The sequence below is a fragment of the Streptomyces sp. NPDC001137 genome (genome assembly GCF_040298885.1).
Classification (GTDB): domain Bacteria; phylum Actinomycetota; class Actinomycetes; order Streptomycetales; family Streptomycetaceae; genus Streptomyces.
Map to the genome: position 1 here is coordinate 107,215 of NZ_JBEPBA010000014.1, position 24,078 is coordinate 131,292.

The window sequence follows — 24,078 nt, forward strand, 5'->3', positions numbered from 1 at the left end:
CACCGCCTCAGGGCGAGGGGGCGGGCGGGATCTGCGGGGTGAGGGGCGGCGTGGGCACGGCGGGCACCGGCGGGGTCGGCGCCGCCGGCGCCGGGGGTTCGGGAACTGCCGGTGCCGGGGGCGTGGGCACCGGCGTCGGCAAGGGCACCGGTGTCGGCTCCGGTGGCACGGGGATCACGGGAACGGGCGGGACGGGCACGACGGGCAACGGCGTCGGCTCCGGCAGCAGGGAGCTGGCCAGCACCGCACGGTAGGTGGCGGCGGCCCGGGGATTCTCGGTGCACAGCCACACGCCGTGCGGGCAGTAGTCGGTGATCGTGTTGTACAGCGGCTTGTGCTCGTCCATCCAGGCGAGCATGCGCAGCATGTACGTGACGTTGTCGCCGTTGCGGTACAGACCCCACTCCGGATACGAGATCGGCTTGTGGTGCCGGCGCGCGAAGTCCACGTGGAACTGCAGGCCGTAGGGCTCCGACACCTCCTCGTCGAACGACATGCCACGCGGCTGGTCGTACGAGTCCATGCCGACGATGTCGACGAAGTCGTCGCCGGGATAGCACTTCGGCCACGGGATCGCGTCCTGCCCCCGGTTCGGGGTGAAGTCGAACCTGAACCTCTGGCCGGGAATGGAGCGCATGACGGTGACGATGCGCCGCCAGTACCGGATCCAGTCCTCCGGTTCGGGGCCGCAGCGGTGGGTGTACGTGACGCCGTTCATCTCCCAGCCGAGCACCAGGACCGTGTCCGTCGCACCCAGGTCGACCAGGCGCTGTGCCAGCAGCCGGAAGTGCCCGTCGAACTCGCCGGCCGCGGCGCGCCGCAGCAGCCGTGCGACGGCGGTGTCGGAGACCTGCGCCTCGTTGTGCTCCATCAGCGGGACGTTGAGCACGAGCAGCCGGTCGGGCTTGGCCAGCCGCCACTTGGCCCAGCTGTCGAGGAAGCCGTAGCCGCCCTCGATGTTCTCCCACACGTCGCCCGGCAGATAGGTGTGCCCCACGCGCAGTTCGGTGCCGCCCAGCCAGCCGCTGAACTCCCTCAGGCGGACCAGCCCTTCGGGCTCGGAGTCGAGGAACGCGCCGAACGCGGCGCGCCGCACGTCCGCCACCGAGTAGGCGCGCGCGTCGTTCGGGGGCGGGCCGGGCCGGCCGGGATGCCGTGCGGCGTCGGCCGGGGAGGCCGGGCCCCAGGCGAGCGCGGCTGACACGAGCGCTGCGACGGTGAGAATCGCCAGTCGCCTGTGGGCGGACCGGCGACGACGAGGGCTCATTCATCCTCCTTTGCCGCAATTCCGCACATTAATGACACATAGTCATATATCACTTAATTGCGACACTTGAGTCGGACAGCTGACCGCGGATCACCCGCACGAGTGACCGGGGCCGGCCCTCAGCCGCCGTACAGCGCCTCGATCTCCTCCGCGTACGCCGCCGTCACGGCGTGCCGCTTGATTTTCAACGACGGGGTGAGCAATCCGTTGTCCTCCGTGAACTCGCCCTCGACGAGGGCGAACGCACGGACCGACTCGGCGCGGGAGACGGCCTCGTTGGCATAGTCCACGGCCTTCTGGACGTTGGCGCGCATCCGCGGATCGCGTACGACCTCGGACATCGGGGTGTCCGCGGGCAGCTTGCGGACCGTCAGCCAGTGGGCGACGGACTCGGGGTCGAGGGTGATGAGGGCGGCGACGAAGGGGCGGTTGTCGCCGACGACGATGCACTGGCCGATCGGCGGGCGGCTGCGCAGCCGGTCCTCCAGGACGGCCGGGGAGACGTTCTTGCCGCCGGAGGTGACGAGGATGTCCTTCTTGCGGCCGGTGATGGTGAGATAGCCGTCCTCGTCGAGGGAGCCGAGGTCACCGGTGGCGAACCACTCGTCCCGCAGGACGGCGTCGGTGGCGGCCGGGTTGTTCCAGTACGCGCCGAAGACGACGCCGCCCTTGATGAGCACCTCCCCGTCGTCGGCGATCCGCACCGCCGTGCCCGGGACCGGGACCCCGACCGTGCCCGGGCGGGGCCGCAGGGGCGGGACGATCGTGGCGGCGGCGCTCGTCTCCGTCAGGCCGTAGCCCTCGTAGACGATGATTCCGGCGGCGTAGAAGAACAGGTTGAGGTTGCGGTCGAGCGGGGAGCCGCCGCTGATGGCGTACCGCATACGGCCGCCGAGTTCCTTGCGGATGCGGCGGTAGACCAGCAGGTCGTACAGGGCCCAGGCGGCGTAGAGGGCGGGGCTCGGGCCCTTGCCGGTCTCCAGGAACTTGTCCAGGTACGCCTGTCCGAAGCGGACGCCGATGCGATCCGCGCGGTCGAAGGAGGCGCCGCGGCCGATCTTCTCGGCGGTCGCGCGGCCCGTGTCGTGGATCTTCTCGAAGAGGTACGGGACGCCGACCAGGAAGGTCGGGCGGAACTCCTTGAGGGCCGGGCGCAGTTCGTCGGGCTTGATGCTCGGGCAGTGGCCGATCTCGATGCGGGCCATCAGACAGGCGATCTGGAGGGTGCGGCCGAGGATGTGGGCGAGCGGGAGGAAGAGGAGGGTGGAGGCGACCTGGCGGGTGACCTCCTTGAAGATCGGGTGGAGCAGTTCGACCGTGTTGGCGGCCTCGGCGTGCAGGTTGGCGTGGGTGAGGACGCAGCCCTTCGGTTTGCCGGTGGTGCCGGAGGTGTAGCAGATCGTCGCGGTCGTGTCCGGGGTGAGGGCGGCGCGGCGCTTGGCGACCTCCTCGTCGGGGAAGTGGCGGCCGAGGGTGGTGAGGTCGGTGAGTGCTTCATCGTCCAACTGCCATATGCGCGGCTGCCGTTCGTGGCGGGCCGTGCCCGTCGTCACCGTGTCGGCGTTCTCGGCGGTCTCGGTGATGACGAAGCGGGCGTCCGAGTCGCGGACGATCCACTCCACCTGCTCGGCGGAGGACGTGGCGTAGATCGGGACGGTCTGGCCGCCCGCCGCCCAGATGGCGAAGTCCAGGACCGTCCACTCGTAGCGGGTACGGGACATGACGGCGACCCGGCCGCCCGGTTCGAGGCCCGCGGCGATCAACCCCTTGGCCACGGCGGTGACTTCGCGGGCGAAGGCGGCCGCGGTCACCGGCTGCCAGGTGCCGTTGTCGTGCCGGCGGCGCAGCACCACGGCGTCGGGGGCCTCGGCCGCGTTGGTGAAGGGGAGGTCGGCGGTGCTGCCGGTGGTCGGGCGCGGGGCGAGGGCGGGGGTGCGGGCCTCGCGCACGACCCCGTCCTCGTCCTTGACGACCTCGACCCTGGTGCGGGATGCGAGGTCGGTGCGCCGTTTTGCCCTTTTCAGGTCCTTGCGTACGCCCATGACGGCTCCCGGTCGGCTCTGACTGGGAGGTCAACTTACTCGCAAGTAAGGAAAGGTCAATGGGGCGGCGGTGAGTGGACTGACGTTCTAGCCCTGCTCGCGGTCGGCCTGGTCTATCGCCTCGGCGAGCTGCTGTACGTCCTTGTCCTCGGTCTTCTTCGACAACTGCTCGGCACGGGCGTGGAGTTCGCCGAGACCGGGGTCGCCGGGGAGGGCGCGCCGGCGTTCGTCGCCCTGGCGCAGGGCGTCGGCGAAATAGGCGGCCACGGCGGTGACCTGGAAGCGGGGGCTCGCTTCCCGGAGGGAGTCGCTCAAGGCGCCGGTCTCCAGTTCGCCGGACTTCTCGTGCGGGTCGCGGGTGTCGGGGTCGAGCCAGCGGACAGTGGCCGTGGCGAGGTGGCCGTCGGCGCCGGCCCTGGTGCGGACGGCGTAGAGGGCGGTGACCGTGTGGCCGGGGCCGACCTCTCCGCCGTCGACGCGGTCGTTGCGGAAGTCGTCGTCGGCGACCCGGCGGTCGTCGTAGCCGACGAGGCGGAACTCGGCGACGGTGGCGGGGTCGAAGGCGACTTGCGCCTTGGCGTCGCGGGCGGTCAGGTCGATGTTCCGCGGGAGCTGCTCGCAGAAGACCTTGCGGGCCTCGTCCTCCTTCGAGACGTACACGGTGTGGCCGTCGCCCTTGTCGGCGAGGCGTTCCATGAGGGCGTCGCCGTAGTCGCTGCCGACGCCGACGCCGAAGAGGGTGATGCCGTACTCGCGGCGGGCCGAGGAGATGCGGTCCAGGATCGAGTCCGGGTCGGTGTCGCCGTCGTTGGCGAGGGCGTCGGAGATGAGGACGACGCGGTTGGTGGCGTTCTTGCGGCGGCCCTCGACGGCGGTGGCGTAGCCGGTCTCGACGCCCGCGCCGAGGTTGGTGGAGTAGGTCGGCTCCAGTCCGTCGATCGCGTCGTGGATCTCGCCGCGGTGGCCGCCGAGGCGGGTCATCGGCAGGACCTGCTCGGCCTTCTCGCTGAAGGTGACGAGGGCGACCGAGTCGTCGTCGCGCAGCCGGTCCGTCATCGTGTCCAGGGACTTCTGCGCGAGGTCGAGACGGCCGGGCTCGGACATGGAGCCGGAGATGTCGATGACGAAGGTGAGGGCCGCGGGCGGGCGCCGGCCGGTCTCGGTGGCCGGGCGGGTGGCGAGGCCGACGCGGACCAGGGACCAGTTCTTCTCGTCGGTGCGGGCGCCGTCGACGGTGACCGTGAAGCCGTTGCCGTCGGGGCGTTCGTAGTCCTGACGGAAGCTGTTGACGAACTCCTCGGGGCGGATGGTCGACGGGTCGGGGCGGCCGCCCGCGGCGAGGGTCCGGCGGGCGTAGCCGTAGGAGGCCGTGTCCACGTCGAGGGCGAAGGTGGAGAGGTAGTCGGTGGTCGGGGACGGGCTCGCGAACCTGTCCTCGCCCTTGTGCTCGCCGGCCGTCGGGGCGGGCGGGGCCGGGAAGCCCGTCCGGTACGAGCCGTCGGAGGCCTTGTTGCTGCTGTCGGAGCCGCCGCCCGCACCGCATGCCGTCAGCAGCAGACCGCTCGTCGCCATGAGAGCGAGGAGGGCTGCGCGCAGCCGTCGGGTGCGGCGGTGTGGCGTGCCCGGCCGTGGTGTTCGGTACCGCTCCATCTTCCGTGCCCCCTTGGTGTGTTGACGCCGACTTCTGTGACTGTGACGGCGTGGGGGGTCGGAATGTGCGGCACGGGGTGTTGCGGATGAATCTCAAGACGGCCACGATCATGGCCGGCCGAGACCGGTGGGTGATCCTCCGTTGACCTAGGACACCACGTCCTTGCGGGCGAAACCCCGGAAGGCCAGGGCGAACAGCACGAGCGCGTACGTTACGGAAATCGCCGTGCCCTGGATCATGCCGGACCACTCGGGATGCGGCTGGACGGCGTCCGCCCAGGCGAACTGCCAGTGCGCGGGCAGGAAGTCACGCCAGTGGCCGAGGGCCGTCACGGCGTCCAGGACATTGCCGACGATGGTGAGTCCGACGGCGCCGCCGACCGCGCCGAGGGGCGCGTCGGTCTTCGTCGAGAGCCAGAACGCCAGCCCCGCGGTCACCAGTTGGGACACGAAGATGAACCCCACGACCACCAGCAGGCGCTGGGCCGCCGTCCCCGAGTCCAGAGCGCCGCCGGTGGGGATCTGGAGCGGGCCCCAGCCGTAGGCGGCCGTCCCCACGGCCAGGGCCACCACCGGGAGCAGGATCATCGCGGCCAGGCTGAGGCCGAGCCCGACGACCAGCTTGGACCACAGGAGGCGGGCCCGCGGGACGGGTGCGGCCAGCAGATAGCGCAGGGAGGACCAGCTCGCCTCGGACGCCACGGTGTCCCCGCAGAACAGGGCGACCGGGATGACGAGCAGGAAGCCCGCGGAGACGAAGAGGTTGACGGCGGCGAAGTTGGCCCCCGACGCGGTGGCCGTGTCCATCAGTGTCACCTGACCGTTGCGGCCGCTCGGGTCGCCGCCGATCGCGAACGCGATCAGCAGCACGAACGGCAGCGCGGCGAGGATCCCCGCCATGATCAGCGTCCGGCGCCGCTTCAGCTGCCGGACCAGCTCGACCCGTAGGGGCAGCGTGCGGCCGGCCCGGTAACCGGAGGCGGCGTGGAGGGGCTCGGTGTGCTCGGCCAGCGTGCTCATGCGGAACCTCCGATCAGGGTGAGGAAGGCGTCCTCGAGGCGGCGGTGGGGGCCGAGTGAAGCCACCGGGACTTCCAGGCGCACCAGCTCTACCAGGAGGCTTGCGGCGGTGCCCGTGCGGGCGGCTGTGGGCGGTTCGGTGAGTGCCGCGATGTGCCGTCGTTCGTCTGCGGCGCCGTCGTGGCTGGTCGCGCCCCGCGGCGGAGCCGCTGATGTATGCAGCCCCGCGCCCCTTACCGGCACTGCCGCACCGTCGGGTGACAGCCGGACCACGAGGCCGCCCTCCGTCCGCACAGCCGACTCGACGCCCGGCAGGGCCGCGACCTTCTCCAGCAGCGGGTCCGGGATGTCGGATGCCAGGCCCACCAGGAGGGTGTCGCCGGAGCCGATGATGTCGGCCACCGGGCCCGCCTGGATCAGGCGGCCGCGGTCCATGACGACCAGGTGGGTGCAGGACTGTTCGACCTCTGCCAGGAGGTGGCTGGAGACGATCACCGTGCGGCCAGCCGCCGCGTAGCGGATCAGCACCTCGCGCATCTCGCGGATCTGGGGCGGGTCGAGGCCGTTGGTCGGCTCGTCGAGGATGAGCAGGTCCGGGAGGCCGAGCATGGCCTGGGCGATGGCCAGGCGCTGGCGCATGCCCTGGGAGTAGGTGCGGACCGCTCGGGCCAGCGCGTCGCCGAGGCCCGCGATCTCCAGGGCCTCGTCCAGGTGGGCGTCCTCGGGCGGGCGGCCCGTCGCCTGCCAGTACAGCTCCAGGTTCTCGCGGCCGGACAGGTGCGGGAGGAAACCCGCGCCCTCCACGAACGCACCGACCCGGGACAGGACGGGGGCGCCGGGACGGATCGCCTGGCCGAAGACGCGGATCTCGCCGCCGTCCGGCCTGATCAGGCCCATCAGCATGCGCAGGGTCGTCGTCTTGCCCGCGCCGTTGGGACCGAGGAGGCCGAGCACCTGGCCCTTCTCCACACGGAAGGACAGGTCCCGTACCGCGTAACGGTCCGCCGACTTGGCGTACCGCTTGCTCAGGTCCGTGATCTGGAGCGGGACTTCGGCCAGTTCGGGAGCCGGGGCCGGCGCGATCGTGCGGCGGCGGCCGGTCAGCAGCAGGGCCAGGGCGAGCACGGCGCCGGCCGGCGGGAGCCACCACACCCAGGACGGCAGCGGGGCGGCCGCGGTCGTCACGCCGGGTGCCGTCGGCACCTTCAGGTCGCCCTTGAGGGAGACGGTGTACGTCGCCGGGGCGGCCGGGGAGGCGTAGCCGAGGTCGGTGGAGGCGAGGATCAGGCGCAGCCGGTGCCCCTGCTCGACCTCGTGGTCGACGGCCGGGAGCGTGATCGTGACGTCCTTGCCGGACTTGGCGCCCTCGACGCGGACGGGTGCCACCAGTTGCGAGGGCAGCACGGGGGTGCCGCCGCCGGGGCCGACGTCGTACACCTTCCCGAACAGCACCGCGTCGTCGCTGGTCGACCTGACGTGGACGGTGACCGTGGGCGATCCGGTGATCCGCAGGCCGCTGCTCACCGGTGCCGACTCGAATCGCGCGTACTGGCCGGGGAAGTCCAGCGACACCCCGACGCCGAGCGAGGACAACTGGGCTAGGCCGCCGGAGCCGCCGAGGCCGGGCAGGGCGGAGACGGCGGGCGGGCTGGCACCCGCCGGGTTGGCGAAGCTCTGCTGCGAGCCCCGGAGCCGCACGGAGCGCTGTCCGCTCTCCAGGCCCGGGTACGTGCCGTCGGTCGCTCCCCGCAGCACGGCCGCGCCGTCCGTGGAGTCGACGCCTCCGGTGCGGGTGATGCGGAAGGCCGGGCCCGTGTCCGTGCCCTTCTCGTCCTTGAGGTACTGGTCGAACCATGCCCGCACGCGTGTCTGGACGCGGCTCGCCTCCATGTCGCCGCCGTCGTGCCCGCCGGCGATCCAGTCGACGTCGACCGGGGCGCCATTGGCACGGATGGCCTTCGCCGCCGCGTCCGCCTGGCCGAGCGGGAAGAGGGAGTCCGTCTGGCCCTGCACCAGGAGCGTCGGCACCTTGATGCGGTCGGCGACGGCGGACGGGGAGCGGGCGGCCAGCAGCCGGCGCGCCCGGGCGTCCGGCTTGCCGGACTCCGCGACCCGCTCGTACATCCGGCACAGCTCGGGCTGGAACCTGCCGCAGCCGCCGCCGGAGTTGATGAAGATGCCCGCCCACAGCTTCTTGAAGACGCCGTTCGGGAACAGGGCGTCCGCCAGGTTCCAGTACGTGATCGCCGGGGCTGTGGCGTCCACCCGGTGGTCGTACCCCGCTGCCAGCAGGGAGATCGCGCCGCCGTACGAGGCGCCCGCGACGCCCACGCGGGGGTCGCCGGGCTTGTCGAGCTGGACCTGGGGCTGCTCGGCGAGCCAGTCGATCAGCTTGGAGACGTCGGCGACCTCGCCCTTCGGGTCGTTCAGTCCGATCTTGCCGGTGGACTTCCCGAAGCCGCGGGCCGACCAGGTGAGCACCGCGTAACCGTCTGACGCCAGGTCCTCCGCCTGCTGCCGGACGTCCTGCTTGCTGCCGCCGAAGCCGTGGGCGAGCAGGACGGCGGGGTGGCGTCCGCCGGTGGAGGCGGGGGTGAAGTACGAGGTGTCGATCCGCACCCCGTCCATCGCCATGATGCGGTCGGTCCGCCGCACCGGGGCCTTGTCGTCCGAGGCGACGGCCGTCCACGTCCCCGCGCCTGCGAGTACGACGACGGCGGCCCCGGCGGCGAGCAGCCGCCGGGGCCCCCGAAGCAGCCCTCGCAGGCGGGGCAGTCGAAGATCCATGTCTCAACGGTACGGGGCGTCTCTGACAGTTGGGGCAGACCGGGGGGTGAGCCGGGGGTAGCCCGTGGGAGTACGGGGTGGTCTCCCTGTACCGCGACTGGTGTACGGCTACGAACTCGGTCGCTTCCGTGGTTCGCCGGTTGCGGCTGCGTCGTGGCTTGTCGCGCAGTTCCTCGCGCCCCTAGGAACGCTGGTCTTCGGGAAGCGAGACAAGCCACCGGGACTCGCGGCGCGGGCGCAGGTAGAAGGCCCAGTACAGAGTGGCAGCCGCCGTGATGCCGCCCGTCCACAGCAGATAGCTCGTCTCCTGCTGGCTGAGGATGTACGCCAGGACCGCGATCAGCAGCACCGGCATCGCCGGCCACAGAGGCATCCGCCAGGCGGGGGTGTGTTTGTGGGAGCCGCGGCGGGAGAGGAGTGCCGCTACCGCGACCAGGAGGTACATGCCCGTCACCGAGACGCCCGTGACGCCGTACAGGGTGTCCAGGTTCACGAAGCAGAGCAGGGCGCCGGGGACTCCGACGGCGAGGGTGGCGACCCAGGGGGAGCCGAAGCGGCCCAGCTTGGCGAAGACGTTGTTGACGGGCTCCGGCCAGGCCTTGTCGCGGGCCGAGGCGAACAGGACACGGGAGTTCTGGATGACCATGACGATGCCCGCGTTGATGATCGCGAGGGCCACGCAGAGGCTGACGAAGGTGCCGACCGCGGAGTTGGACCAGGCGGTGACCATGGAGCTGATGTCGCCGCCGGTCAGCGTGGAGAGGTCCGAGGCACCCATGGTGATCGCCACCACCGGGACCAGGATGATCACCGTCGAGATGGCGAGGGTGGCCAGGACCGTGCGGGCGACGTTGCGGCGCGGGTGCTCCAGTTCCTCTGAGAGGTAGACCGCGGTCGAGAAGCCCTGGGTGACGAACAGGGCGATCGCGAGGCCTGAGACCACGAGCATGGCCGTCACCGTGTCCGTGTGGCCGCCGGAGCCCGCCACCTGCATGGAGACCAGGCTCCCGGCGCCCCGCTCGCTGTGTGCGAAGCCCAGGACCGCCACCACGGCCGCCGCGATGACCTCCAGGACCAGGAAGATGCCGGTGATCCAGGCGTTGGCCCGCAGGTCGAGCAGACCGGCGAGCGTCGCCAGGAGCATGACGCCGGCGCCCGCGATCGCCGGGTCGAGGTGCACGACAGGGGCCAGGTAGTCGGCCGTGCCCATCGCGATCACCGGCGGGACGATCATGACGACCAGGAGGGAGAGAACGAAGACGAGCCAGCCCGCGAGCCGCCCGGCCATCGTCGAGACCATCGCGTACTCACCGCCCGCGCTGGGGATCAGGGTGCCCAGCTCCGAGTAGCAGAACGCCACGGCGATACAGAGGAGGGAGCCGATGGCGATCGTCAGGGCGGTGGCGGTGCCGAGCGAGCCGAACAGATCCGGGACGACCACGAAGAGCGTGGAGGCCGGGGTCACGCAGGAGAGGGTGAGGAGCGTGCCGCCGACCACCCCGATGGAGCGTTTGAGGGCCTTGGGGCTGCCTGCCGCCGTCTCCGGGACGGCGGTGTCGACAGGGCGGAGCGTGTCGGTCATACGGCGGATTCCGATCGACTCGTGCGGATGCCTCCGGCGGCTGGGTGGCTGCATGGAACCTCGACGGAAACCGTCGCGTCAATGCTTCTTCACCTACAGAATCCGTAGCCAGATGACCTTACGGATGTTGATTACGACACAACGGGCCGGTCGGTGTGGGCGCTTGTCCCGCTACGGGAATCGCAGCGGGCGCCCGAAAAAAATGGGGCCGTCCGCATGGCGGACGGCCCCTGACTCCTGCGTCAGTGGTTGCGCGGGAAGCCCAGGTCCACGCCCGCCGGGGCGTCGGCCGGGTCCGGCCAGCGGGTGGTGACGACCTTGCCGCGGGTGTAGAAGTGCGTGCCGTCGTTGCCGTAGATGTGGTGGTCGCCGAAGAGGGAGTCCTTCCAGCCGCCGAAGCTGTGGTAGCCGACGGGGACCGGGATCGGGACGTTCACGCCGACCATGCCGGCCTCGATCTCCAGCTGGAAGCGGCGGGCGGCGCCGCCGTCCCGGGTGAAGATCGCGGTGCCGTTGCCGAACGGCGAGGCGTTGATGAGGGCCACGCCTTCCTCGTAGGTGTCCACGCGCAGGACGCACAGGACCGGGCCGAAGATCTCGTCCTGGTAGGCCTTCGCGGACGTGGGCACCTTGTCCAGGAGCGAGATGCCGATCCAGTGGCCGTCCTCGAAGCCCTCGACGGTGTAGCCGGTGCCGTCGAGCACGACCTCGGCGCCCTCGGCCGCCGCGCCGGTGACGTAGGAGGCCACCTTGTCGCGGTGGACCTTCGTGATCAGGGGGCCCATCTCGGAGGTGGGGTCGTTGCCGGGGCCGATCTTGATCTTCTCGGCGCGCTCGCGGATCTTGTCCACCAGCTCGTCGCCGATGGAGCCGACCGCGACGACCGCGGAGATGGCCATGCAGCGCTCGCCCGCGGAGCCGTAGGCGGCCGACACGGCGGCGTCGGCGGCCGCGTCAAGGTCGGCGTCCGGCAGGACCAGCATGTGGTTCTTGGCGCCACCCAGGGCCTGCACGCGCTTGTGGTTCGCGGCGGCGGTGGTGTGGATGTAGCGGGCGATGGGGGTGGAGCCGACGAACGACACCGCCTTGACGTCCGGGTGCTCCAGGAGGCGGTCCACGGCCACCTTGTCGCCGTGCACGACGTTGAAGACGCCGTCCGGCAGACCGGCCTCCGCGAGCAGCTCGGCGAGCTTGATGGACGCCGACGGGTCCTTCTCGGAGGGCTTGAGGACGAAGGTGTTGCCGGTCGCGATGGCGATCGGGAACATCCACATCGGGACCATCGCCGGGAAGTTGAACGGCGTGATGCCCGCGACGACGCCGAGCGGCTGGCGGATGGACGAGACGTCCACGCGGCTGGCCACCTCGGTCGACAGCTCGCCCTTCAGCTGCACGGTGATCCCGCACGCCAGGTCGACGATCTCCAGGCCGCGCGCGACCTCGCCCAGCGCGTCACTGTGCACCTTGCCGTGCTCGGCGGTGATCAGCTCGGCGATCGCGTCCCGGTTCGCCTCCAGCAGCGCCCGGAACTTGAACAGGATCGAGGTCCGCTTCGCGAGCGAAGAGGTGCCCCAGGTGGCGAAGGCGTCCTTCGCGGCGGCGACCGCCGCGTCGACCTCGTCGACCGAGGCGAAGGCGACCTTCGTGGTGACCGCGCCGGTCGCAGGGTCGGTGACCGGCCCGTACGTGCCCGACGCGCCTTCGACGGTCTTGCCGCCGATCCAGTGGTTGACGATCTTCGTCATGACCGGTTTCTCCTTCACAGATGGCGGCGTCGGGTCGAGACGTGCCGTTCGTACAGCTCACGGGCCTTCACCGCCGACGGTCGGGTAGCGGTCTCGGCCACAGGTACATCCCACCAGGCCTGCGCCGGCGGCGGGCCCGACACAGTGTCGGCCGTTTCGGTCTCGACGTAGACACATGTGGGTGTGTCGGCGGCGCGCGCCTCGGCGAGCGCCGTCCGCAGGTCCGCCACGGTCTTCGCGCGCAGCACGCGCATGCCGAGGCTTGCGGCGTTGGCGGCGAGATCCACGGGCAGCGGCGCCCCCGTGTACGTACCGTCGTCCGACGGGAAGCGGTAGGCGGTGCCGAACCGCTCGCCACCCACCGACTCGGACAGGCCGCCGATGGACGCGTATCCGTGGTTCTGGATCAGGAGGATCTTGATCGCGATGCCCTCCTGTACGGCGGTCACGATCTCCGTCGGCATCATCAGATACGTGCCGTCGCCGACCAGCGCCCACACGGGCCGGTCCGGGGCGGCCAGCTTCACGCCGATCGCGGCGGGTATCTCGTAGCCCATGCAGGAGTAGCCGTACTCCAGGTGGTACTGGTCCCGCGAGCGCGCCCGCCACAGTTTGTGCAGGTCGCCGGGGAGGGAGCCGGCCGCGTTGATGATCACGTCCGACTCGTCCACCAGCGCGTCCAGGGCGCCGAGGACCTGCGGCTGCGTCGGGCGTACGTCCGGCTCGTCGGCCTCGTAGCAGGCGTCGACGCGCTGTTCCCAGCGCTCCTTGTCCTCGGTGTACTCGGTGACGTAGGAGGCCGCGACCTCGTACGCGTGCAGGTCGAGGGCCGCGGTCAGCTCCTGGAGGCCGCTGCGGGCGTCCGCGATCAGGGGCAGACCGGCCAGCTTGTGGCCGTCGAAGGGCGCGATGTTGAGGTTGAGGAAGCGCACGCCCTCGCCGGTGAAGAGGGTGCCGGAGGCCGTGGTGAAGTCGGTGTACCTGGTCCCCACGCCGATCACCAGGTCGGCGGTGCGGGCGAGTTCGTTCGCGGTCGCCGTGCCGGTGTGGCCGATGCCGCCGACGTCCTGCGGGTGGTCGTGGCGCAGGGAGCCCTTGCCGGCCTGGGTGGAGGCGACCGGGATGCCGGTGGCCTCGGCGAACTCGGCGAGGGCCTCCTCGGCGCGGCTGTGGTGGACACCGCCGCCCGCGATGACGAGCGGCCTGCGCGCGGACCTGATCGCCCGTACGGCCTCGGCGAGTTCGGCCGGGTCGGCACCCGGACGCCGTACGACCCAGGTGCGCTCGGCGAAGAACTCCTCCGGCCAGTCGAAGGCCTCGGCCTGGACGTCCTGCGGGAGGGCCAGGGTCACGGCGCCGGTCTCGACGGGGTCGGTGAGCACACGCATGGCGTTCAGGGCCGAGGGGATCAGGGCTTCCGGCCGGGTGACGCGGTCGAAGTACCTCGACACCGGGCGCAGGCTGTCGTTGACCGACACATCACCGGCGTACGGGACTTCGAGCTGCTGGAGCACCGGGTCGGCGGGGCGGGTGGCGAAGACGTCGCCGGGCAGGAGCAGGACCGGGAGGTGGTTGACGGTCGCGAGGGCGGCGCCCGTGACGAGGTTGGTGGCGCCCGGACCGATGGAGGTCGTCACCGCGTGGGTGGACAGGCGGCCCGACTGCCTCGCGTAACCGACCGCCGCGTGCACCATGGCCTGCTCGTTGCGGCCCTGGTGGAACGGCATGTCGTCGGCGTACTCGACGAGTGCCTGACCGATCCCCGCCACGTTGCCGTGGCCGAAGATGCCCCAGGTGGCGCCGATCAGCCGCTGCCGGACGCCGTCGCGCTCGGTGTACTGGGCCGACAGGAAGCGGACGAGTGCCTGCGCGACCGTGAGCCTCGTCGTTGAGGACGTCATCGGTAACCCTCCGTATGTTCCGGATGGAAGCAGATCCGCCACTCCCGGGTCTCCCCCGGGCCCGCCATGACATTGAGGTAGTACATGTCGTGGTCGGGCTGGGCGATGGACGGGCCGTGCCAGCCGTCGGGGACGAGGACGGCGTCACCGGAGCGGACCTCCGCGAGGACGTCCGATCCGCCCTCACGGGAGGGGGATACGCGCTGATAGCCGAAACCGTTCGGGCCGTCGATCTCGAAGTAGTAGATCTCCTCCAGCTCCGCCTCCACACCCGGCCGGTGCTCGTCGTGCTTGTGCGGCGGGTACGAGGACCAGTTGCCGCCGGGGGTGATCACCTCGACGGCGATGAGCTTGTCGCAGTCGAAGGCGTCGGCGGAGGCGAAGTTGCGGACGTGCCGCAGCCGGTTGCCGCTGCCGCGCTCTTCGACGGGGACCTCCGGCGCGGGGCCGTAGCGGGCGGGGAGTTGTCGCTCGCACTTCGCTCCTGCCAGGGCGAAGCGGCCTCCCGCGCCGGAGGCGATCTGGACCCGGGCGTCACGGGGTGCGTACGCGAAGTCGGTGACCGACGCGAACACGCTTTCCCTGCCCAGGAGTTGGAACTCTTCGTCCGTAGTGCCGTCGGCTGTGCGCACGGTACATCCGCCCCGCAGCGGAAGCACGATCCACTCACTGGTGCCGGTGGTGAAGGTGTGGGTACCACCCGGCTCCAGCTCGACGATCCGCAGGCTGCAGTACGTCCAGCCGGCCCGCTCGGGGTCGATGTGGAGCGCGTGGTCGGCATCCTCGGTGGTGCCCCGCGCGACGTACAGCTCCTTGCCGGTCATGCGGCCCTCACAGCAGTCCTACGGCGGTGTCCACGGCGGCGGCCACATCGCCGTCCGCCGGGTACAGCAGCGAACGGCCGACCACCAGGCCGCGCACGGTGGGAAGTTGCAGGGCGCCCCGCCACTTCTCGTACGCGCCGTCCTGGTCGTCGCCGACCTCGCCGCCGAGCAGGACGGCAGGCAGCGTGGAGGTCTCCATGACCTGGGCCATGTCGTCCGGGTTCTCGGTGACCGGCAGCTTCAGCCAGGTGTAGGCCGACGTGCCGCCCAGGCCCGAGGCGATGGCGATGGACCTGGTGACGGCCTCGGCGGACAGGTCGTTCTTCAGCCGGCCCTCGTCCGTACGCCTGCTGATGAACGGCTCGACGAAGACGGGAAGCCTGCGCGCGGCCATGTCGTCGATGGCGCGGGCCGTGGACTCCAGCGTGTTCAGGGAGCCCGGGTCGTCGTAGTCGATGCGCAGGAGCAGCTTGCCGGCGTCGAAGCCGAGGCGCTCGATGTCCTCGGCGCGGTGGCCGGTGAAGCGGTCGTCGAGCTCGAAGCTGGCGCCCTGGAGGCCGCCGCGGTTCATCGAGCCCATGACGACCTTGCCGTCGAGGGCGCCGAGGAGCAGCAGGTCGTCGAGGATGTCGGCGGTGGCGAGGACGCCGTCGACGCCGGGCCGGGAGAGCGCGAGGCAGAGGCGTTCCAGCAGGTCGGCGCGGTTGGCCATGGCGAGCCTGCGGTCGCCGACACCGAGGGCGCCGCGGGCCGGGTGGTCGGCGGCGACGATCATCAGCCGGCCGGAGTCGCCGAGGAGCGGCCTGCGGGTGCGGCGGGCGGCGGCCTCGGCTATCGCCTCGGGGCGGTGGGCACGGATGCGGACGAGTTCGCCGACGTCCACGGTCGGGGGTGCGGGAGCGGACTCGCTCCTCGGCACCACGGTCATGCCCAGGCAGCCGGTGTCGTACGTCTCGTCCGCGCCCTTGCGGCGCTTGCGGGTACTCACAGCACGGCTCCGGCCTTGAGGGCGGCTTCGATCTCGTCCGGCGTCGGCATGGCGGAGGAGCACTCCAGTCGGGAGGCGACGATCGCGCCGGCCGCGTTGGCGTGCCGCATGATCGTCTCCAGGTCCCGGCCCTCCAGCAGACCGTGGCAGAGGGAGCCGCCGAAGGCGTCGCCGGCACCGAGCCCGTTGAGGACGTTCACCGGGAGCGGCGGGACCTCGGCGGACTCGCCCTTGCTGTTGACGGCGAGGACGCCCTTGGGGCCCTGTTTGACGACGGCGAGTTCGACACCCGCGTCCAGCAACGCCTGGGCGGCGGCCTGCGGTTCACGCACTCCGGTGGCGACCTCCACCTCGTCGAGGTTGCCCACGGCGACGGTGGTGTGGCGCAGGGCCTCCTTGTAGAAGGGGCGGGCGGCTGCGGGGTCCTTCCAGAACATGGGGCGCCAGTCGAGGTCGAAGACCGTCGTACCGGCCTTCGCGCGGTGGGCGAGGGCCGCCAGCGTCGCCGTACGGCTGGGCTCCTCGCTCAGACCGGTGCCGGTGACCCAGAAGATCCGGGCGTCGCGGATGGCGTCGAGATCGAGCTCGTGGGCGTCTATCTCCAGGTCGGGGGCCTTGGGCTGCCGGTAGAAGTACAGCGGGAAGTCGTCCGGCGGGAAGATCTCGCAGAAGGTGACCGGGGTGGGCAGACCGGGGACCGGGGTGACCCAGCGGTCGTCGACGCCGAAGCCCCGCAGGGCCTCGTGCAGATAGGCGCCGAAGGGGTCGTCGCCGGTGCGTGTGATCACCGCCGTACGGCGTCCGAGGCGGGCCGCGGCGACCGCGACGTTGGTCGCCGAGCCACCGAGGAACTTGCCGAAGCTCGTCACCTGCGGCAGCGGGACACCTGTCTGGAGCGGATACAGGTCCACCCCGATCCGCCCCATGGTGATCAGGTCGTACGCCATCGGCTTCCCTTCGTCACGGCTCTCCCCGCGTTTCTAGCCCCGCATACGGAGCCCTGTCAATGTTTTGTCCAGACATTCGGACGAGACCTTGACAGCGCTTACTACGTGCACGGAAGCTGACCGGCATGACGTCGTTGTCGCCCTCCTCTTCCTCACTGTCCCGCATCCGGATCGGGTCGGCTCCCGACTCCTGGGGTGTGTGGTTCCCCGACGACCCGCAGCAGGTCCCCTGGCAGCGCTTCCTCGACGAGGTCGCGCAGTCCGGCTACGAGTGGATCGAGCTGGGCCCGTACGGGTACCTGCCGACCGACCCGGCCGTGCTCACCGAGGAGACCTCGAGGCGCGGCCTGAAGGTGTCGGCGGGAACCGTGTTCACGGGCCTGCACCACGGCGAGGCGGTCTGGGAGAAGACCTGGGCGCACGTCGCGGACAACGCGGTGCTCGCGCAGGCCATGGGCGCCTCCCACCTGGTGGTCATCCCGTCCTTCTGGCGGGACGACAAGACCGGTGAGGTGCTGGAGCCGGACACGCTCACGGCCGAACAGTGGCGGAATCTGACCTCGCTGACCGAGCGGCTCGGGCACGAGGTGCGGGAGCGGTACGGGCTGCAGATCGTCGTCCACCCGCATGCCGACACGCATATCGACAGCGAGGAGAACGTCGTCCGTTTCCTGGACGGGACGGACTCCGCTCTGGTGTCGCTGTGCCTGGACACGGGGCACTACGCGTACTGCGGCGGGGACAGCGTCAAGCTGATCGAGACGTATGGGGAGCGGATCGGGTATCTGCACCTCAAGCAGGTGGACCCGGAGATCCTTGCCGACGTCCGGGCCAACCAGGTGCCGTTCGGGCCTGCGGTGGCGCGAGGTGTGATGTGTGAGCCGCCGGCGGGGGTTCCGGCGCTGGGGCCGGTGCTGGAGGCTGCGCAGAAGCTGGACGTGGATCTCTTCGCCATCGTCGAGCAGGACATGTATCCGTGTGAGCCCAGCGCTCCGCTGCCGATTGCGCAGAGGACGCGGGCGTTCCTCCGGTCCTGCGGGGCCTAGGAACGCCTTCGGATGTGCCGGGATCTGCAGTAGTGCGAGTGCCACTTGTACGTGGCCGGTCGCTCCCCCGTCGCGGCGGAGCCGCACATTGACACTGTCCCGCGCCCCCGCGGCAGTTGTGCTTGCCGCTCGTAGCATGGGGCCCTCGGCTCGGCACGGGAGGGCGGATGACGGACGGAGTGCGCAGCCGGTCTGGGCGAGGGCCTTGGGGTTCCTGGGAAACGGTGCTCGCGCGGCCGAACCCACGACTGCGGCCCGCTGTCATCAGTTACCGCGGCATCAGGCTTGCCCTGGACCGGCCGCGACGCCGGCTGGAGGCGCCGATCGGGGCGGCGACGTTGATGCTCGGGTTCGAGCAGGCCGTCACGGTGACGCGGGCGGGGCGGGCGCCGGTGGAGCTGGTGTCCGTGTTCGCCGGGCCGACGACCACGCCCGCCCTCGGTGAGCACGGCGGGCGGCTGTCGGGCATCGAGGTGCTGATGATGCCGTGGACGGCGTTCACCCTCTTCGGGACCCCGCTGTACGAACTCGTCGACCGCACCCTCGCCCCCGACGACCTCCCGCACGTCCTGGGCACACGGCGAGCGGGCGACCGTCGGGGCACCATCGGCGAACTCTCCGCCGCGCTGGCCGCGTTGCCGACGTGGGAGCAGCGGTTCGGGCTGCTCGACGAGGTGCTGGTGCGCTGGTCGCAGGCCGGGACGCCGAGTTCGGCACGGGTCGTGCGGGCCTGGTCGGAGCTGGTACGGACGTGGGGTGCGGTGCCGGTGCGGTCGCTCGCCGACGAGGTCGGCTGGAGCGTACGGCAGTTGGAGAGCCGGTTCCGGGAGCAGATCGGGCTCGGGCCGAAGGTCGCGGCACGGGTCCTGCGGCTGCAGCGGGCGCGGCGGTTGCTGGCTCAGGGGCGCGGACAGGCGGAGACGGCGGCGATCTGCGGCTTCTACGACCAGGCGCATCTGAGCGGTGAGTTCAAGGCCATGACGGGGTGCACCCCGCGGGAATTCACCATGGCCCGGGTGATTCCGTCGGTGTCCCAGCCGGGTGCGCCCGCGGCGGACCGGATGACCGGCGAGGCGACGAGTCTGTTGCTCACGTCCACGCGAAGTTCGCTTTTTTCCAAGACCGGCAGGGTGCGCTGAATGCACCCTGATCGTCCGGCGGGAGATCCCGGGGGGAGGTCTCCGACGGCACCTCCACGGGGAAGCGGGGGGCCTGGTGGGCCGGGCCCGGCGCAGCGGGTCCGGCCCACCTCGGCGATGTCAACCCACCACGCTTCCGATCCCGCCCGCGCGTTTGCAGCGCTCGTGTCACAAACACCACTTCCCTGTCACGGGTGTCGCATGTGCGCGAGGCTTGCGTCACACCCGTCCCACAGACCCTGCCCTCCCCTCACGCTCCGTCGTTGACCAGGCACAGATCTGTGATCGCCAGCGCAGCGCCCGGTTCCCCCGACGGCCGTCCCCGGCCGCCCCCGCGGTGCGCGCGGGGAGGTGCTACCCATGACCGACCGAAGGCTCTGGTCGTACAAGGAGATCGCGGCGCACATCAGGGTGCAGCCGGACACCGTGCGGTCCTACCGCAAGCACGGGCTGCTGCCGCCGCCCGACCATGTCGAGGGCGGCAAGCCCTTCTGGTACGCGGACACGGTCCGGGCCTGGGTCGCCTCCCGGCCCGGAAACCGCGGCCGCAGAGACGACGAAGCCCGTGACCACCCGGCTTCCTGACCGCCTGACCACCCTGGCCTCGCGGTCTTCTGGCTCTCTGACCTCTTGAAAAAGGACCTGTGCCCCACCTGACCAGTGGGGCGCAGTCGTCTCATGAGCGGCGCAACGCGCCCTGCGCGTCTACGAGCCACGGCTCGATGACCGTCACCCCCGCCCCCGGAGCCGTCCCCATCGCTGCCAGCGCGTCGGGGGTCGCGTCCAGGGTGATGGTGGACGTGACCAGCAGGTCGGGGCGGAGCACTCCCGCTCTGACCAGCTCCAGCATCGGGGGGTAGGTGTGCGCCGCCATGCCGTGGCTGCCGAGGAGTTCGAGCTCCAGGGCGATCGCTCGGGCCATCGGGACGGGGGTCGTGCCGGTGGGTGACGGGAGCAGGCCCACCTGGATGTGGCGTCCGCGGCGGCGCAGGCCGTTCACCGAGGCGGCGCAGGTGGCGGGCGAGCCGAGAGCGTCGAGGGACAGCTGCGCGCCGCCGCCGGTCAGCTCGCGGATCGCCGCGGCCGTGTCCGGTGTCCGTGTCGCGTCCACGCACTCCGTCGCGCCGAACTTCCGCGCCAGGTCCAGGGCCTGAGGCGATACGTCCACCGCGATCACCCGCGCCCCCGATGCCGCCGCGATCATCACCGCGGACAGGCCCACACCCCCGCAGCCGTGCACCGCGACCCACTCCCCCGCCGCCACCCGGCCCTGCTGCACCACCGCGCGGAACGCCGTGGCGAACCGGCAGCCCAGCGCTGCCGCGGTGGCGAACGACAGGCCCTCCGGGACGGCCACCAGGTTCACGTCCGCGTGGTCCAGCGCCACGTACTGCGCGAAGGAGCCCCAGTGTGTGAAGCCGGGCTGGGTCTGGCGCTCGCAGACCTGCTGGTCGCCGGCGGCGCAGGCCGTGCAGCTGCCGCAGGCGCAGACGAAGGGGACGGTGACGCGGTCGCCGGGGTGCCAGGCGGTCACTCGGGCGCCCACTGCCTCGATGACACCCGCGAGTTCATGGCCCGGTACGTGCGGCAGGGTGATGTCCGGGTCGTGGCCCTGCCAGCCGTGCCAGTCGCTTCGGCAGAGGCCGGTTGCCTCGACCCGGACGACCACGCCGTGGTCGGCGGGGCGGGGGTCGGGGACCTCACTTACGTCGGGCCGGCTCCCGTACTTCTCGACTACCACTGCCCGCATGGGGGCTCCCCTCGCCGTTCGTGTCTGCGGGTACATCGTGGCTGCTCGCGCCGCTCGCCGCGTCCCCATGGGGGCGCTCGTCCTCGCCCTCGCTCAGGCCGAACCGCTCATGGAACCTCCGCAGCGGCCCCGGCGCCCACCAGGTTGCCCGCCCCGTCAGCCGCATGACCGCCGGTACCAGCAGGCTCCGTACGATCATCGCGTCCATCAGCACCGCCAGGGCGATGCCCAGGCCCAGCATCTTGGTGTTGGTGACCCGGGAGGTGCCGATGGCGACCATCACGACCGCCAGGATCACCGCCGCCGCCGTGATCAGGCCGCCCGTGCGCTGCAGGCCGTGGCGGACCGCCTCGTTGTGGTCGCCCGTCCTGTCGTACTCCTCCTTGATGCGGGACAGCAGGAAGACGCCGTAGTCCATGGAGAGGCCGAAGGCCACGCAGAACATCAGGACCGGCAGGGTGGTCTCTATGGAGCCGGGGCTGGTGAAGCCGAGCAGGCCGGACAGGTGGCCGTCCTGGAAGACCCAGACCACCGCGCCGAACATGGCGGTCAGACTGAGCGCGTTGAGCACCACCGCCTGGATGGGTATCAGCACGCTGCCGGTCAGCAGGAAGACCAGGAGCAGGGTCACGATCGCGATGAAGGCGGCCGCCCAGGGCAGGCGCTCGGCTATCGCGTGCTTGGAGTCGACCAGGACGGCCGCCGTGCCGGTCACCTTGGTGGCGAAGGGGGCGTGGGTGGCGCGCAGTTCACCCACCAGGCGTTGGGCCGCGTCGTCCACGGCCTCCCCCTTCGGCAGCACGGTGAAGTACGCCGACTGGCCCTTCACCAGCGGGCCGTCGACCCTCAGCACGCCGGGCAGATCAGCTATCCGGTCCTTGTACGCGGTGTACTGGGCGGGGGTCGAGCTGCCCTCGGCGAGTACCTCCAGGCCGCCGCCGGGGCTGCCCGGGAAGCCGTCGCGTATGTGCTGCTGAACCACGTGGGACTCTGCGGTCGAGGGGAGCTGGCGGTCGTCCGCGGTGCCGAACTTCACGCCCAGGAAGGGCAGTCCGAGGACGATCAGGACAGCGGTGGTCGCCACGGCGAAGAGCGGGGCCCGGCGCATCACGAGGGTGGCCATCCGCGCCCATGCCGTGCCCTCCTCGCCGGAGGCCTTCGGTGCCCGTCCGCGCCGGAACAGGCGGCGCAGATCCAGGGAGTTGACCCGGTGTCCGAGCAGCACCAGGGCTGCCGGGAGCAGGATCAGCGCGGCCGCGGCGGCCAGCAGGACCACCGCTATGCCGGCGTAGGCGAAGGACCGCAGGAAGTACTGCGGGAACAGCAGCATCGCCGCGAGGGAGACCGCGACCGTGAGGGAGGAGAAGAGGACTGTGCGGCCGGCCGTGCGCAGGGTGGTGCCCACCGCCGTCAACGGATCGGCTCCCGTGGACAGTTCCTCACGGAAGCGGCGGACGATGAACAGCGCGTAGTCGATGGCCAGGCCCAGGCCGAGGGCCGTGGTGAGGTTCATCGCGAAGACGGAGACGTCGGTGAACTCCGTCAGGCCGCGCAGCACCGCGTTCGTACCGAGGATCGCGACGATGCCGATGCCCAGCGGCAGCAGGGCGGCGATCGCCGAGCCGAAGACCATCACCAGCAGCACGAGCGTCACCGGCAGGGCGATCATCTCGGCGCGGGTCAGGTCCTCCTTGATGATCGTCTGCATCTCGTGCCGCACGGCGACTTGGCCGCCGACCTTCACCTGCACCGGGCCGTGTGTGCCGCGGTAGTGGGGCGCGATGCGGTCCAGGGTGTCGCCCATCGCCTTCTCGTCGCCGGTGATGTGCGCGGCGATCAACGCCTCATGGCCGTCCTTCGCGCGGAGGGCCGGCGACTTGGACTGCCAGTAGGAGCCGACGCCTATGACGCCCTTCTCAGCGGCCAGGCGCTCGGTGAGGCGCCGGGCCTGGGCGGCGACGGCCGGATCGTCCACCGAGGAGCGGCCCGCGTCGACGAGCAGCAGCAGATTGGGCTGGGAGTCCGGGAACTCGCGCTCAAGCGCCTTGGTCGCATAGGTGGACTGGGCGTCCGGGTCCTCCCAGCCGCCGCTGCCGAGGCGGTCGGCGACTCCGCTGCCGGCCAGCACGGCGAGCGCGGTGATGACCAGGGCCACAAGGAGTGAGAGCCGCGGGCGGGCGGTCACGAAGCGGGTCCAGCCGCCAGGGCGCGGTGGCTTGTTGACTTCGGTCATCGTGCGGTGTCCCCTTCACCGTGGAAACCATAAACTGGCAAACACGAGACAGCGCTCGCGTTTCGTCTGGACCCAGAATGCGAGCGACCGCTCGTGTTTGTCAATCGCGTTCGGAGAGCTGGGGATAACGCGTGCCCGAGAACTCACAGAAGGAACAGCCGCGCCGCCGCCAGGCGCGCGGCGAGCGCCGCATCGCCCAGCTCCTGGAGGCCGCCGCCTCGGTCTTCTGCACCACCGGCTACACGGCGGCCAGCACCAACGCCATCGCCCGCGAGGCCGGCGTCTCGCCGGGCACGCTGTACCAGTTCTTCCCGAACAAGGAAGCGATCGCGATCGAGCTGGGCGACCGGCTGATGCACGAGATGCGGGAGACGTACGGCGAGGCGCTCGCGCCGGTCGACCCGACGACCCCGCTGGAGGAGGCGGTCGGTGCCGCCGTGGACCGGTTCATCGCCTTCAACTGCGACCACCCGGTGTTCTTCGCGCTGATGCACGGGCCCGACATCCCGGGCCGGATCGCCGAGGAGCACGACGCCCTGCACGCGACCCTGGTCTCCCGGATCGAGGCCCTGCTGTCCTCACTGCTGCCGGAGGCACCCCCGGCCGAGGTCACCCGCACCGCGCATGTCTGCCTCGGCATGTACAAGGCGGGCCTGGAGCTGGTGCTCGCCCACGAGGGCGCCGAGCGCGACGCATACACCCGGGAGATCAAGAACGTACTGATCCGCTATCTGGAGCCCTTGGTCGGCGGCCGGCTGGGCACCCCTGAAGGCACGGGCACCGCCGCGACGCGCACGGTCTGACGGTGGCACCCCTCCTTGGATGGGTACCCCCTAGGGGTATAGTGTGAGAAGTGGAGGGCCTCCCGTGGGCCCCCGCAGCCCCACACGCCTCGATGAGGAGAACGACATGACCGCCCAGACCGACACCCCGGGAACCGTCACCGCTGTCTACAAGGTGAGCGGCATGAGCTGCGGACACTGCGAGGGTTCCGTCTCCAGTGAGATCCGCGAGCTTCCCGGCGTCAGCTCGGTGACGGCCGTCGCCGCGTCCGGTGAGGTCACCGTCGTCTCCGCGGCCCCGCTCGACGAGACCGCCGTGCGCGCCGCGGTGGACGAGGCGGGCTTCGAGCTCGTCGGCCAGGTCTGACCGAGACCC

18 protein-coding genes are annotated in these 24,078 nt (G+C 71.1%); 5 read left to right on the forward strand and 13 right to left on the reverse strand.

From position 1 onward, the window contains the following. Window positions 1-7: 7 nt before the first annotated feature. From ABT254_RS26705 to iolC, 11 genes are all read right to left on the reverse strand, one after another. Window positions 8-1,267 (reverse strand): glycoside hydrolase family 26 protein, encoded by a 1,260-nt coding sequence (locus tag ABT254_RS26705; protein ID WP_351474959.1) that lies wholly within the window; start codon window positions 1,265-1,267, stop codon window positions 8-10. Window positions 1,268-1,386: 119 nt separating this feature from the next. After that, complete coding sequence (locus ABT254_RS26710) at window positions 1,387-3,309, reverse strand: AMP-dependent synthetase/ligase (RefSeq protein ID WP_351474961.1); 1,923 nt, start codon at window positions 3,307-3,309, stop codon at window positions 1,387-1,389. 87 nt (window positions 3,310-3,396) lie between these two features. Then, window positions 3,397-4,959, reverse strand: coding sequence for a vWA domain-containing protein (locus tag ABT254_RS26715; RefSeq protein ID WP_502972047.1), 1,563 nt, complete (start codon window positions 4,957-4,959; stop codon window positions 3,397-3,399). A gap of 147 nt (window positions 4,960-5,106) precedes the next feature. Then, complete coding sequence (locus ABT254_RS26720; RefSeq protein ID WP_351474967.1) at window positions 5,107-5,979, reverse strand: ABC transporter permease; 873 nt, start codon at window positions 5,977-5,979, stop codon at window positions 5,107-5,109. Then, entirely contained in the window at window positions 5,976-8,765 is a 2,790-nt protein-coding gene (locus ABT254_RS26725; RefSeq protein ID WP_351474969.1) for a CocE/NonD family hydrolase, read from the reverse strand. The genes ABT254_RS26720 and ABT254_RS26725 overlap by 4 nt, the downstream gene beginning before the upstream one ends. 181 nt (window positions 8,766-8,946) lie before the next feature. After that, window positions 8,947-10,347, reverse strand: coding sequence for an APC family permease (locus ABT254_RS26730; RefSeq protein WP_351474972.1), 1,401 nt, complete (start codon window positions 10,345-10,347; stop codon window positions 8,947-8,949). Between the two features lie 242 nt (window positions 10,348-10,589). Beyond that, complete coding sequence (gene mmsA / locus ABT254_RS26735; protein WP_351474975.1) at window positions 10,590-12,092, reverse strand: CoA-acylating methylmalonate-semialdehyde dehydrogenase; 1,503 nt, start codon at window positions 12,090-12,092, stop codon at window positions 10,590-10,592. Between the two features lie 14 nt (window positions 12,093-12,106). Beyond that, entirely contained in the window at window positions 12,107-13,993 is a 1,887-nt protein-coding gene (iolD, locus tag ABT254_RS26740) for a 3D-(3,5/4)-trihydroxycyclohexane-1,2-dione acylhydrolase (decyclizing) (RefSeq protein ID WP_351474978.1), read from the reverse strand. Then, window positions 13,990-14,817 (reverse strand): 5-deoxy-glucuronate isomerase, encoded by an 828-nt coding sequence (gene iolB / locus ABT254_RS26745; protein ID WP_351474981.1) that lies wholly within the window; start codon window positions 14,815-14,817, stop codon window positions 13,990-13,992. Before iolB ends, iolD begins: the two co-directional genes overlap by 4 nt. A gap of 7 nt (window positions 14,818-14,824) precedes the next feature. Next, a complete protein-coding gene (locus ABT254_RS26750) occupies window positions 14,825-15,745 on the reverse strand; it encodes a Cgl0159 family (beta/alpha)8-fold protein (protein ID WP_351475251.1) in 921 nt (306 codons plus the stop codon). Window positions 15,746-15,801: 56 nt separating this feature from the next. Further along, complete coding sequence (gene iolC / locus ABT254_RS26755) at window positions 15,802-16,752, reverse strand: 5-dehydro-2-deoxygluconokinase (RefSeq protein ID WP_351474984.1); 951 nt, start codon at window positions 16,750-16,752, stop codon at window positions 15,802-15,804. Between the two features lie 125 nt (window positions 16,753-16,877). Between iolC and ABT254_RS26760 the strand changes: the two genes are divergently transcribed. The 3 genes from ABT254_RS26760 to ABT254_RS26770 all read left to right on the forward strand — a co-directional run bounded on the left by ABT254_RS26760 (window position 16,878) and on the right by ABT254_RS26770 (window position 19,522). Beyond that, on the forward strand, window positions 16,878-17,798 hold the full coding sequence (locus tag ABT254_RS26760; RefSeq protein ID WP_351474987.1) for a sugar phosphate isomerase/epimerase family protein: 921 nt from the start codon (window positions 16,878-16,880) through the stop codon (window positions 17,796-17,798). A 290-nt stretch (window positions 17,799-18,088) separates the two neighbouring features. Beyond that, window positions 18,089-18,937 (forward strand): helix-turn-helix domain-containing protein, encoded by an 849-nt coding sequence (locus ABT254_RS26765; protein ID WP_351475254.1) that lies wholly within the window; start codon window positions 18,089-18,091, stop codon window positions 18,935-18,937. Between the two features lie 360 nt (window positions 18,938-19,297). Beyond that, window positions 19,298-19,522 carry a helix-turn-helix transcriptional regulator gene (locus tag ABT254_RS26770; protein ID WP_351474990.1) on the forward strand — a complete coding sequence of 75 codons (225 nt, stop codon included), beginning with the start codon at window positions 19,298-19,300 and terminating at the stop codon, window positions 19,520-19,522. A 91-nt stretch (window positions 19,523-19,613) separates the two neighbouring features. On the opposite strand, the gene ABT254_RS26775 is transcribed toward ABT254_RS26770, so the two are convergent. Together ABT254_RS26775 and ABT254_RS26780 are read right to left on the reverse strand one after the other, a co-directional pair. Beyond that, window positions 19,614-20,687 carry a zinc-dependent alcohol dehydrogenase family protein gene (locus tag ABT254_RS26775; protein ID WP_351474993.1) on the reverse strand — a complete coding sequence of 358 codons (1,074 nt, stop codon included), beginning with the start codon at window positions 20,685-20,687 and terminating at the stop codon, window positions 19,614-19,616. Continuing rightward, window positions 20,638-22,920, reverse strand: a complete 2,283-nt coding sequence (locus ABT254_RS26780; protein WP_351474996.1) for an MMPL family transporter — start codon at window positions 22,918-22,920, stop codon at window positions 20,638-20,640. The genes ABT254_RS26775 and ABT254_RS26780 overlap by 50 nt, the downstream gene beginning before the upstream one ends. Before the next feature lie 131 nt (window positions 22,921-23,051). On the opposite strand from ABT254_RS26780, the gene ABT254_RS26785 reads away from it, so the two are divergent. Together ABT254_RS26785 and ABT254_RS26790 are read left to right on the forward strand one after the other, a co-directional pair. Next, window positions 23,052-23,723: a TetR/AcrR family transcriptional regulator gene (locus ABT254_RS26785; RefSeq protein ID WP_351474998.1), complete on the forward strand. Its 672-nt coding sequence runs from the start codon at window positions 23,052-23,054 to the stop codon at window positions 23,721-23,723. Between the two features lie 106 nt (window positions 23,724-23,829). Then, on the forward strand, window positions 23,830-24,069 hold the full coding sequence (locus ABT254_RS26790) for a heavy-metal-associated domain-containing protein (RefSeq protein WP_351475001.1): 240 nt from the start codon (window positions 23,830-23,832) through the stop codon (window positions 24,067-24,069). The last annotated feature ends 9 nt before the right edge of the window (window positions 24,070-24,078 follow it).

Coding starts and splice junctions, on each gene's coding strand:
- ABT254_RS26705 (WP_351474959.1), bottom strand. CDS start 1,267: ATGAGCCCTCGTCGTCGCCGGTCCGCCCACAGGCGACTGGCGATTCTC.
- ABT254_RS26760 (WP_351474987.1), top strand. CDS start 16,878: ATGACGTCGTTGTCGCCCTCCTCTTCCTCACTGTCCCGCATCCGGATC.
- ABT254_RS26750 (WP_351475251.1), bottom strand. CDS start 15,745: ATGACCGTGGTGCCGAGGAGCGAGTCCGCTCCCGCACCCCCGACCGTG.
- mmsA (WP_351474975.1), bottom strand. CDS start 12,092: ATGACGAAGATCGTCAACCACTGGATCGGCGGCAAGACCGTCGAAGGC.
- iolD (WP_351474978.1), bottom strand. CDS start 13,993: ATGACGTCCTCAACGACGAGGCTCACGGTCGCGCAGGCACTCGTCCGC.
- ABT254_RS26790 (WP_351475001.1), top strand. CDS start 23,830: ATGACCGCCCAGACCGACACCCCGGGAACCGTCACCGCTGTCTACAAG.
- ABT254_RS26720 (WP_351474967.1), bottom strand. CDS start 5,979: ATGAGCACGCTGGCCGAGCACACCGAGCCCCTCCACGCCGCCTCCGGT.
- iolB (WP_351474981.1), bottom strand. CDS start 14,817: ATGACCGGCAAGGAGCTGTACGTCGCGCGGGGCACCACCGAGGATGCC.
- ABT254_RS26775 (WP_351474993.1), bottom strand. CDS start 20,687: ATGCGGGCAGTGGTAGTCGAGAAGTACGGGAGCCGGCCCGACGTAAGT.
- iolC (WP_351474984.1), bottom strand. CDS start 16,752: ATGGCGTACGACCTGATCACCATGGGGCGGATCGGGGTGGACCTGTAT.
- ABT254_RS26730 (WP_351474972.1), bottom strand. CDS start 10,347: ATGACCGACACGCTCCGCCCTGTCGACACCGCCGTCCCGGAGACGGCG.
- ABT254_RS26710 (WP_351474961.1), bottom strand. CDS start 3,309: ATGGGCGTACGCAAGGACCTGAAAAGGGCAAAACGGCGCACCGACCTC.
- ABT254_RS26770 (WP_351474990.1), top strand. CDS start 19,298: ATGACCGACCGAAGGCTCTGGTCGTACAAGGAGATCGCGGCGCACATC.
- ABT254_RS26715 (WP_502972047.1), bottom strand. CDS start 4,959: ATGGAGCGGTACCGAACACCACGGCCGGGCACGCCACACCGCCGCACC.
- ABT254_RS26780 (WP_351474996.1), bottom strand. CDS start 22,920: ATGACCGAAGTCAACAAGCCACCGCGCCCTGGCGGCTGGACCCGCTTC.
- ABT254_RS26725 (WP_351474969.1), bottom strand. CDS start 8,765: ATGGATCTTCGACTGCCCCGCCTGCGAGGGCTGCTTCGGGGGCCCCGG.